Source organism: Lentibacillus salicampi, from assembly GCF_004565465.1.
Taxonomy (GTDB): Bacteria; Bacillota; Bacilli; order Bacillales; family Amphibacillaceae; genus Lentibacillus; species Lentibacillus salicampi.
This window is the reverse complement of sequence record NZ_SRHY01000064.1, coordinates 1-10,641: the sequence shown is the minus strand read 5'-3', so window position 1 is coordinate 10,641 and position 10,641 is coordinate 1. Positions and strand designations below refer to the sequence as shown.

The 10,641-nt window shown below is 36.5% G+C and carries 8 protein-coding genes; 1 reads left to right on the top strand and 7 read right to left on the bottom strand.

The genetic code is table 11. The annotated features are described in order from the left end of the window. The 5 genes from E4U82_RS18680 to E4U82_RS18665 all read right to left on the bottom strand — a co-directional run. Positions 1-794: peptidoglycan-binding domain-containing protein (locus E4U82_RS18680; RefSeq protein WP_135111761.1), on the bottom strand; the 794-nt coding region annotated here is incomplete at its 3' end. Between the two features lie 250 nt (positions 795-1,044). After that, positions 1,045-4,101 carry a peptidoglycan-binding protein gene (locus tag E4U82_RS18675; protein WP_135111760.1) on the bottom strand — a complete coding sequence of 1,019 codons (3,057 nt, stop codon included), beginning with the start codon at positions 4,099-4,101 and terminating at the stop codon, positions 1,045-1,047. Positions 4,102-4,292: 191 nt separating this feature from the next. Continuing rightward, positions 4,293-4,523, bottom strand: coding sequence for a hypothetical protein (locus E4U82_RS20715; protein WP_425339544.1), 231 nt, complete (start codon positions 4,521-4,523; stop codon positions 4,293-4,295). A 612-nt stretch (positions 4,524-5,135) separates the two neighbouring features. Then, positions 5,136-5,387, bottom strand: a complete 252-nt coding sequence (locus E4U82_RS20405; protein WP_245183655.1) for a COG3415 family protein — start codon at positions 5,385-5,387, stop codon at positions 5,136-5,138. A 96-nt stretch (positions 5,388-5,483) separates the two neighbouring features. Beyond that, positions 5,484-7,115 (bottom strand): YheC/YheD family endospore coat-associated protein, encoded by a 1,632-nt coding sequence (locus tag E4U82_RS18665; protein WP_167751490.1) that lies wholly within the window; start codon positions 7,113-7,115, stop codon positions 5,484-5,486. 363 nt (positions 7,116-7,478) lie between these two features. Here E4U82_RS18665 and E4U82_RS18660 point away from each other — a divergent pair, with 363 nt between their 5' ends. Then, positions 7,479-9,086 carry an ATP-binding protein gene (locus E4U82_RS18660; RefSeq protein ID WP_245183654.1) on the top strand — a complete coding sequence of 536 codons (1,608 nt, stop codon included), beginning with the start codon at positions 7,479-7,481 and terminating at the stop codon, positions 9,084-9,086. Positions 9,087-9,141: 55 nt separating this feature from the next. Here E4U82_RS18660 and E4U82_RS18655 read toward each other — a convergent pair whose 3' ends face one another. Together E4U82_RS18655 and E4U82_RS18650 are read right to left on the bottom strand one after the other, a co-directional pair. After that, positions 9,142-10,179 carry a CapA family protein gene (locus E4U82_RS18655; RefSeq protein WP_135111757.1) on the bottom strand — a complete coding sequence of 346 codons (1,038 nt, stop codon included), beginning with the start codon at positions 10,177-10,179 and terminating at the stop codon, positions 9,142-9,144. A gap of 124 nt (positions 10,180-10,303) precedes the next feature. Further along, positions 10,304-10,641, bottom strand: a 338-nt coding sequence (locus E4U82_RS18650; RefSeq protein ID WP_167751489.1) for a transposase, incomplete at its 5' end; no start/stop codon positions are given.

Genomic DNA, 10,641 nt, shown 5'->3' with positions numbered 1-10,641 from the left:
GATGTGAATCCTAATTTGTTCAGATTCTCTTTCAGAGCTACTGCATCTTCACGATACATCCCATATGATAACGGTCCGGTGGCGAGCTCCTCAAGCCTATCTCTGGTATTCGGCTCGATTATTCCCGTAACCGGCAATCCTTCAGCCTCTTGAAACTCTCTCACCGCTTCTTCCGTGCTTGAGCCGAAATAATCGGTTGGGTCACTATCCCATGATACATATCCCAGGATTTCTAAATATTCCTTAAGTTCCACAGATTCCTCATAACTTTTACCTTCTTGGAATGGACTGGACAGGATTTCTTCTATCTTCTCTACTGTTGCTTCATTTGCCACTCCCGTTACTTCTACTCCATAATAGCTTTGAAAAGACTGAATAGAACTTTCATTGTTCTCAAATCCCAGTGCCTCAAGCTCTTCTAAAAATTCCTGATTAGAGTTTTCAAATTGGGATTCCGATTCATTCGAATTCAGAGTCCTTACTTCTTGTTCCTGCTCAGATTCATCTGTTCTTTCCGACTGTTGAGAGTCAAATATTTCACTTTTTTCCTGATTCATAGATTCGTTTTCCGAACCTGAATTGCTGTACGAATTGACTTCACCTAGTTTTCGGCTTTCTTCAACCTCAGCAGGGTCTTCTGTGTTTAACTCAGATTCCTGATCTACTTGGTTATTTTTCTCCTGAGTCTTGGTTTCTGTCTCATTTAACGATTCGTTATCCTCCGCTAGAACTAGTAACGGGGAACCAAGTATCACAAAGAAAAGCAGTAACAATGTTATAAGTAATTTTTTCATAAAACTTTCCACCTCCTTCCTATTAATCTATTATAATTTTTAAAGTATATTTTTCAATAGTTTTGTCGTTTTTTGCCTGTTTCATTTAAGTTAAACAGGATGGACAAAATTCGTAGTTAAAAATTTACCCACAATTCCATTAACATCGGGAGTTATCCACTATTACAAAGTGACTTTTATATTCAATGAGTAATACTTAATAAATTAAAAAAAGATGAAGCTGCATAAAGCAGTTCACCTTTCAAATAAATTATTTTCTCTTTAAATTAAATGCATGTGCGATTGCATCCGCCGTGATTTTACTGAGCTCGGCTCGAAAACTGGAGCTTTGCAATAATGTGTTTTCAGACCAATTATCTATAAACAACAGTTCCAGTAAAATGGCAGACATTGCGGTATTGCGCAACACATTAAAGTTAGCTGTTTTCTTCCCACGGTCGCTTATGTTGTTCCTGGCACTTAATTCGTTGGCTATGTACTGATGGATTTGGTTTTGTTTTTCTATTGTATTTGAAGAAACATTTCCATTATAAATATAGCTTTCAAATCCATGTGCAGCACCTGTAAAGGCATTGTTGTGTATACTGACAAAATAGTCGGCGCCCCAATTATTAGCCATTTGGGCTCTATCTTCCAATTCTACGAAGGTATCCGTTGTACGGGAAAGTTTAACCTCTACACCAGCGTAATTTTGACTCAATACATTTTCTGTTGCTAATGCAATATCAAGAACAACATCCTTTTCGTTTAAGCTATATCCTTGACCGCCGGGATCATGGCCTCCATGTCCGGGATCCAAAAATATCTTAACAATATTATCCTGCACTTCCGTTTTTAACTTGTCCAATGTGTTGGTATCAGCAATTCCACTAACCGGCAGATCGTATTGCTCTTGAAACTCTTTAACTGCCTGTTCCGTCCTTGTACCAAAGTAATCAGTTGGATCATTATCCCATGATACAATACCAAGGAGTTCCAAATTTTTCTTGAGCTCTATAGAATCCTCATGGCTTTTACCATATTGGAGTGGGGTGGATAAAACCTCCTGTATTTTATCTCTGGTATCATCCTCAGCTATTCCGCTATTCGGCAAACCATGGTACTCCTGAAAGTCTTTTACCGCTTGCTCCGTTCTTGGGCCGAAGTAATCGGTTGGATCATCTTCCCATGACACAAATCCTAGGGTTTCTAAATTTTCCTTGAGCCCCACGGAACCCTCATTAGATTTACCGCTTTGGAATGGACTAGATAAAATATCTTGAATTTTATTTCTGGTATTTTTCTCAGCTATCCCACTATTCGGCAAACCATAGTACTCCTGAAAGTCTTTTACCGCTTGCTCCGTTCTTAGGCCGAAGTAATTGGTTGGATCATCTTCCCATGATACAAATCCTAGGGTTTCTAGATTTTCCTTGAGCTCTACGGAGTCCCCATGACTTTCACCGTCTTGGAACGCACTGGACAGGATTTCTTCTATCTTCTCCAGTGTTGCTTCATTTGCCACTCCTGTTACTTCAAGATCGTAATAGCTCTGTAAATCCTCTACTCCCTGCTCTGTCTTCGCACCAAAATAATCGTTCGGACCGTTGAAGGATGTGAACCCTAATTTGTTCAGATTCTCTTTCAGAGTTATCACATCTTCACGGTACATTCCGTACGATAACGGACCAGTGGCCAGCTCTTCCAGTGTCTCTTTGGTATTTGGTTCGATTATTCCAGAAACCGGTAATCCTTTAGCCGCTTGAAACTCTTTGACTGCTTCTTCCGTACTTGATCCGAAGTAATCAGTTGGATCATTATCCCATGATACAAATCCCAGGGTTTCTAGATTTTCCTTGAGCTCTACGGAGTCCTCATGACTTTCACCGTCCTGGAACGGACTGGACAGGATTTCTTCTATCTTCTCGAATGTTGCTTCATTTGCCACTCCTGTTACTTCAAGATCGTAATAGCTCTGTAAATCCTCTACTCCCTGCTCTGTCTTCGCACCAAAATAATCATTTGGACCGTTAAAAGATGTGAATCCTAATTTGTTCAGATCCTCTTTCAAAGCTACCGCATCTTCACGATACATTCCGTACGATAACGGACCAATGGACAGCTCCTCCAGCCTCTCTCTGGTATTCAGATCAATTATTCCGGAAACCGGCAATCCTTCAGTCTCTTGAAATTCTTTGACCGCCTCTTCCGTTCGTGTGCCGAAATAATCGGTTGGATCATTATCCCACGTTACAAAGCCAAGGATTTCTAAATATTCCTTAAGCTCTATAGAATCCTCATGACTTTTACCATCTTGAAATGGACTGGACAGGATCTCTTCAATTTTCTTCACTGTTGCTTCATTCACTACTCCCGTTACGTCAAGTTCGTAATAGCTCTGGAGATCCTCTACTCCCTGCTCTGTCTTCGCACCAAAATAATCGTTCGGGCCGTTAAAGGATGTGAAGCCTAATTTGTTTAGATTCTCTTTCAGCGCTATTGCATCTTCACGATACATTCCATACGATAACGGACCGGTGGCGAGCTCTTCTAGTGTCTCTTTGGTATTTGGCTCAATTATTCCGGAAACCGGTAATCCTTCATCCGTTTGAAATTCTTTAACAGCTTCCTCTGTTTGCGGGCCGTAATATGTAGTTGGGTTATCAAAATTTAAGTACCCTAACACCACAAGGTACTCTTTTAACTCGACAGAGTCTTCATGCCTCTTACCATTCTGAAACGGACTGGCCAAAACTTCTTCTATCTTTTCCTCTGTCGCTTCATTTACCTCTCCTGTTACTTCAAGTTCGTAATATCTTTGAAAAGCCTCAATAGAACCCTCATTGTTCTCAAACCCTAGTGCTTCTAGCCCTTCTAAAAATTGTTCATTAGAATTTCTATCCTGGGATTCCGACCCAACCGAATTTAATTTCTTTTCATATTGTTCCTGCTCGTTTTCATTTGTTCCTTCGGACTCTTGAGATTCAAATTTTGCATCTATTTCTTGATTTGTAGACCTATTTTCTTCGTTTTGTGAATCTGAATTATTGTTGGGATTGGCTTCACCTGAGTTTATGCTTTCTTCACCTGTAGCGGGGTCTTTTGTGTTTAACTCAGATTCTTCATCTGCCTTGTCTTTTTTCTCTTGAGCTTCGACTTCTGTCTCATTTAATGATTCGTTCTCTTCGGCTAAAACTAGTAATGGATTACTAGAAACCACCACAAAAAGAAGTATTAATAGTGTTATAAATGATCTTTTAAAAATATTTTCACCTCCTCCCACAGCTAGTATAAATGTAATACAACTTTTTTCAATAGTTTTTGTCATATTTTGTAATTGAATTACTAATCGATACCTATTTGGCAAGAATTTAAATTAATAAAACACTTCGGTACAAAGCCCAAAGGTTGGTGTATTTCACCGAACTTTATGCTTCTTCCGAAGTATATTAATCTCCTATTTTTTTGCTGGGTTTATCTAGTATATCGTATCGGAAATAACATTAATATAAATGATATTTAACCTTGTAATGATTCTAATCCATACCTCCAACGAAAAGGAACTGGATTTTCATTGACTTCCTGCAAGTAAAGTTCGATACATTCTTCTTTCAGTTCTTCCTTGGGATTAACCCTGATATAGCGCAGAAAACCCACACTCATCTTGGCAAAGAATGATTCAATAATATTTAGCCAGGAACCATGTTTGGGCGTAAATACAAACTCAAAGCGATTTGCCACCGTTTCCAAGTAAGCACGTGTTTCTTGGATGTATGGGCTGAGTGGTTATCCAGGACAATTTGAATACGTATATCAGGGTCGTGGTATTTATCCTGATCTTTCAGAAAATAAACAAACTCTTTGCTGAGGTGGCCGATGATTTCTACCAGGCCAATGCCTGCCAACAGACTGAGTGTTCCGTAACAAACATATTCCCAGTCACGGCTAACCGTTGGATGCTTTCGGGAGCCGGCGGCAAATCGGGTGCCTTATTGCCCGTCGCCTGTATGACAACATCACATCACAAATCTGTTGGCATTCATTATCTTCCAACGTCCACTCAACCTGTTGGTAAACGTGTAAGACTTGAACCATTTTATCCTCAAAGTCAGGATCGACGCTCTAAATAATAGTTGACTTTATGCGGCTTAACATCGTTCTCAGAGAGGATACGCGAAATCGTCCCGAAACCAATTCGGGCGACGGAGGGATAACCCTGTTCGTCAGCATGATCACGAATATGCTGTGCCGGCAAACGGATGGTCCAGACTTTATAAGAGTGGCCCAGATCCTTAGGCTTCTGACAAGACAGAGAACGACCCAGGTTTTTGCCTCGGGCGCAATCTCAGCCGGACGGCCAGATCACTTCAAATCGCCTACAGCTGTTTGGACGCCAAACGCCAAAGCCTTATCAATACAGCGATAAACCTTTTGCGGGTTTGTATTCAAATGGTCTGCGATCTTAGGCACACTTATGTTGTCAGCATATAATAAAAGCATGCGGGCCCATTCGACACAGCGTACTTTTCCGGTGCGGGTCTGGTTGATTTTCTCTAAAAAATCACGATCTTCCTGCGATAAATGAAGTTCAGCTTTTGTTCGTTTAAATGGCATCGTATCCTCTCCCAAAATGTCTTTAGTACAAGGATTTCATAAACCTTTGTATATTGACACTACTTTTAAATCGAACTACTAGTTTAGGATATTTCATTATTTACATTGCTTAAGTCCAATTACAGCCTTATTTGAGTGTGTTTTTCCTCTTTTAATACTTTCAATGAAGTGTTCCATAGTTTTCGAATCCCCATTAATATCAATTTCAACTTTCCTTAGTTTCTCATTATAATCTACATTTCCTGTTATCCCAAACCTCTGAAGCATTTTAAAGACATGATTTTCATACTCATGTTTATCTTTACGTGGAATCGCCACAAAAATTTTAAATCTATCTTGGTTAGAATCTTCAGGTTGTTCATCTTCGTTTAAAAAATTTAATTGAACACTATTAGCACTAACCTCAAAGCCACCCAGTTTCTTAGCATATAACATATTTGTATGATGAATATCATAATAGGTTTGTTTTTCACCTATTTTATTAGCTAATGAATCATCAGGGTATCTACTATTTATTTCTATAACCCATATCTTTTTATCCTTATCAATTACAAAGTCAAATGCTAATTTCCCCATTTGATACCCCGTTAACTCCAACTTATTTGAGATAGATTCAGCTAGAGATACGAGTTCGTCTTTATAATATTCTACCTGTTGATCATTCATATGATAATCATTTTTTAGCACTTCTGAAATTGGCTTAATAGCTCCGCCACTGATAGCCCTGTTACTTACAATGCTATTTTCACCACTTACTCTCGACACAAACATTAAATTATTCCAATTACCTAATTGATCCTTATCCATACCTATCCTGAAATCCATAACTTTATTTTCAAATTTGATATCTATCGTTTTTTGGATAATATATTTCCCTTTTTCCAGTTTATTGTGCATAAAGTTCAATAATTCGTCAGGGTTTTCAAATGGCCATTCCAGGTTTTCACCATCCACTCGCGATTTAACATAAAATTTTCGGTCATCTTTTAATATGTTAAAAATCCCGAGTCCTTTTTTTCCCGATATTGGCTTAAGATAAATATCTTTATATTGCTTCATATATTCCGCCAAATCCTTTATATCATTATATTGTGATGTAGGCGGCAAATACTCGGATACTTCCGGGAATTGGTTTAATGTATCATAGACTTCCCATTTATTTAATGGTCTATAATTAAAAATTTTATTTCCATAAAGTGCTCCAAAATATTCACGCCATTCACTATTAAAAGTACTTCTTTGAAATATTGAGGACGGATAAGGTAAGACTGCCTCTTCCCATCGATCTTTATTCGGATTATAAAAATATCCATTAATAGTTAAATTTCTTTTGTTGATACTATCTAATGAAAATGCAAAAACAACACCCTTGATTTGATTATAGTTTTGTATATAACTATCTAAAAAACGCAATTTTTGAATGACTGTATTTTTATACCTTCCTATATAAATTCCAATAAATGGTCCAATTATTATTTCACTATCTTTAACGATAATATTATATTGACAATTTGTAGGTAAACCTAATTTTTTTATCACCCCTTTAGATAGTATTATTTCATTACTCTCTAAATGGGTATCAATATTTATATTTACTTCTGCAATTGTGAAGCCAAATCTGATATTAGCATTCTTTATCTTTGTAAGTTTAAAATTTTGACTCAGCTCTTTATTTATCGTTAATGTTCCAGAAGTATTATTACTTATTTTAATGTTATAATTTATCACTAAGTTATCCTCCCTCAGTTTTAAAAACTTATAAATTTTGTCAAAAACGCGCATTATTGTATATAGGACTTTAAATGACTCTTAAATATTTTACCATTTACTTTATTATTAGTCATATTTAACTCTTATAAACTTAATATTTTTATTCATTTTGGGGTTGTAAATACAAGACAAATACAACTTTTTATTTCAAAAGACAAATCGAAATGATTATTTATGTTATAATACACATGTTAATTAAATGAATAATTGACTAATAAACATATTTATATAATGAATTAATGAAAGGGATAAGTTATGAAGGGAAACAACCAGTATTTAAATCATCTAAATGAGTGTATTCCACAGAAGGCAAACAATTACATGTTAAGTACTTATAGTATCATTCTCGAAGCCTGGCGCAGAGGACTAGAAATTAACATTAGTATTGTTCTGGAAAAATCAGGTAAAATAGAACCTTACTATTCAATTAGCAACGGTACTAAAACACATCACTTCAGTACTACCAGGGGTGATGGTGTTACCGAAGAAACTAAAGAACTAGCTAAGAATAAATGGACTGCAAAAGAGTATCTTAAAAAAAATAATGTTCCCACTCCTGATGGAAAAGAATTTAGTGAGAATGTGACAAATGCTGAAATTATTCAGTACGCAAATAATATATCTTATCCTCTTGTTATAAAACCTACTGATGGTACTGGTGGAAGAGGAGTAATAGGGAATATCCAAAATGAAAAAGAATTAAAGGAGGCTTTAAATTACGTAAGAGAGAAATTAAATTATCCAAAAGTAATACTCGAAAAATACTTTGAGGGCAGTGATTACCGGCTTTACGTTCTTAACAACAAGGTAATAGGAGCTTTAAAGCGCGTTAGATCGCATGTTATAGGAAATGGGAAGGACACAATCAAACAACTCATTAACAAAAAAAATCAAGAAAGATCCAAACTTCCTTCCTTAACAAATCGGCCAATTAAGATTGACGATGAAACAAAAACATTATTAAAAAGAAAAAATTATAGTCTTGATTCTGTTGCTAAAGATGGTGAAATTGTCTATCTGAAAAGCAAAAATAATGTTTCTGCTGGTGGTGATTCAATAGATATCACTGATCAAGTACCACAAAACATTAAAAACATTGCCATTGAGGCGGCAAACAGTTTTCCATCGCTTCCACAATGCGGTGTTGATATGATTGTTGATGAGAAAAACAATACTGGAGTTGTTATCGAACTCAACTCTAGGGCTCATATTACACAGCACCTGTTCCCGATGGAAGGGCAAGCTCGTGACATACCATCACACATTATTGATTATTACTTTCCGGAAACTAAAGATTATAATCGTAAAGAAGCAAATAAACTTTATATTGATTATGATTTTATCTATGATTCTTGCTTGGCTAGCGCAGCTAAAGATATCACATTGCCTAAACTTCCTAGCTCGCCAATTATTTTAAAACGATTTTTGCTTTCTAATTGTGAATATAACAAGAAATTAGCAAACAGGATTAAACGAACCGCTTTTAATAAAAAGGTGAGCGGTTATATAAAAGCTTTAGCAAATGGTGATATTGTAATTATTGCTGCTGGGAATAAAAAAAATGTTGGAGAATTTGAGGATCGGTTTAAAAAGTACGTTGCTAAAAACTTTAGCGCTCCAAAAATCACTGAGAAAAATAGAACTTCACCTGTTAAACATGGGTTTCATATTGAAGAAATTCCAGAGAAAGAGGCAATGGGCACAAATAGCAATGTTGAAGAATACATTCAAAAATACAGCAATTTAAGGAAAGACTACCAGAGGCTTGTACGCCAACTAGCAGAATATGAGGAAAAAGAAAAAATAAGGGAACTGACTAATAAACAAAATAAACAACTTAAAAAACAACTTAAAAGAATGGAAGCAAGTACTTCGTGGAAAGTCACGAAACCTTTAAGGAAATTTACAGATAAAGTAAGAGGTAAATAAATGTTAGCCAAGTCGGTTTGTTTTACGACTTGGCTAATTGCTATACGGAGATAAATTATCTCAATTCAATTTCTGGCATCCAATTTTTATAGCGGCTTGATAATTCACTATACACTTCGAGAGAATCAAATTCGCCATGCGCAGTTTTAATATACGCATTCTTCTCAATATAATCAAGCAAATGATACATCTGATATCCGTCTTTCCTATTTGCGTCTACAAATGTCAAGTCTAATTTCGGGTTCTTCACCTTAATGCCAGAAGTATTTTTTTCTTTAATTACATCTAAGGAAAGCGAGCCCCCAATTTGTCTGTACAGCCCCTTTTGCCCAGAATAAAAGTTACCTAAAGAGTAAATTACAAATGTTTGTTTACCACGAGAGTTGGTAATCCATTCGGCAGGCTGCAGTACATGTGGATGATGACCAATAATAATATCTGCACCTGCATCTGAAATAGATGCAGCAACTTCTTTTTGAGATGCTACAGGATATAATGGATACTCTCTGCCAAAGTGCATCGAAACAATTACAACATCCGGTTTTATCTCTTTTTTTACCCGTTCAATGTCTCCTCGAACCTCTTTAGTCTGTCCTTTCACTACTCTATTTAACAGATATTCTTTATTTTTAGGAGGGTTATTACCTAACGTAACAGCGGTGTAAGACAAAAATGCACATTTAATACCGTTCTTCTCAATAACCCGGGTTTCTTTTCGGTCCTTTTTGGACTTATGTGATCCTACATACATTAGACCTGTTTTCTCCAGATTCTCTATGGATTTTAGTGCGCCTTCTACACCAAGATCCATTGTGTGGTTATTAGAGTTTGTTACTAAATCAGTGCCAAACTTCTTTAGATTTTCCGCTAACTCAACAGGGTTATTGAATTTTGGAAAGGATTGCAGTCCTAATTCCTCTCCTGCCACAGGTGATTCTAGATTCACGACGGAAATATCACCACCACTAAGTAACTTTTTTGCCGGTGCCATAGGCTGAGTAAAATCATAGCCATCCTTACTCGTCTTATATAAATTGTATATTCTTGAATGTAGTAAGACATCCCCCGTTGCTACTAAATTGATTTTAGACATAAAAGATCCTCCATTAGTAATTTACCATTCGAAAATAGTAATTGCTTGAGTCAATTTCATAATTGCTCTTTTTAAAAAAGCACAGAAGTTCAGAATTTAAAAAAGGATTTTTTTAAAAATTCTCTTAAGCAGCTTGAGACTGATTTAGCTGCGCATTGATGCGATCTGCAGCTAATTTGGATGCATTGTAAATAAGTGTTGCCATATCAAAGTGGATCTTGGCGCGTTTTCCCTTACGATAACGGACATTGTTCAGTTGAAAAAATTCCTTTAAGTATGCATTGACACGTTCTACTGCTGAGCGACGTTTATAGATCTCTTCCCAGGCTTTGGACCCACGAGCGGGCGCCGTGTATCGCCTGAGGTCTTTGGTAATTTTCATCTTGAACACTTTCTGGCATAGTTCTTCATTGGCTAAAGGACAGTCCTTGCATTCTTTTGGGCTGGTGTATTTCAGTGTTT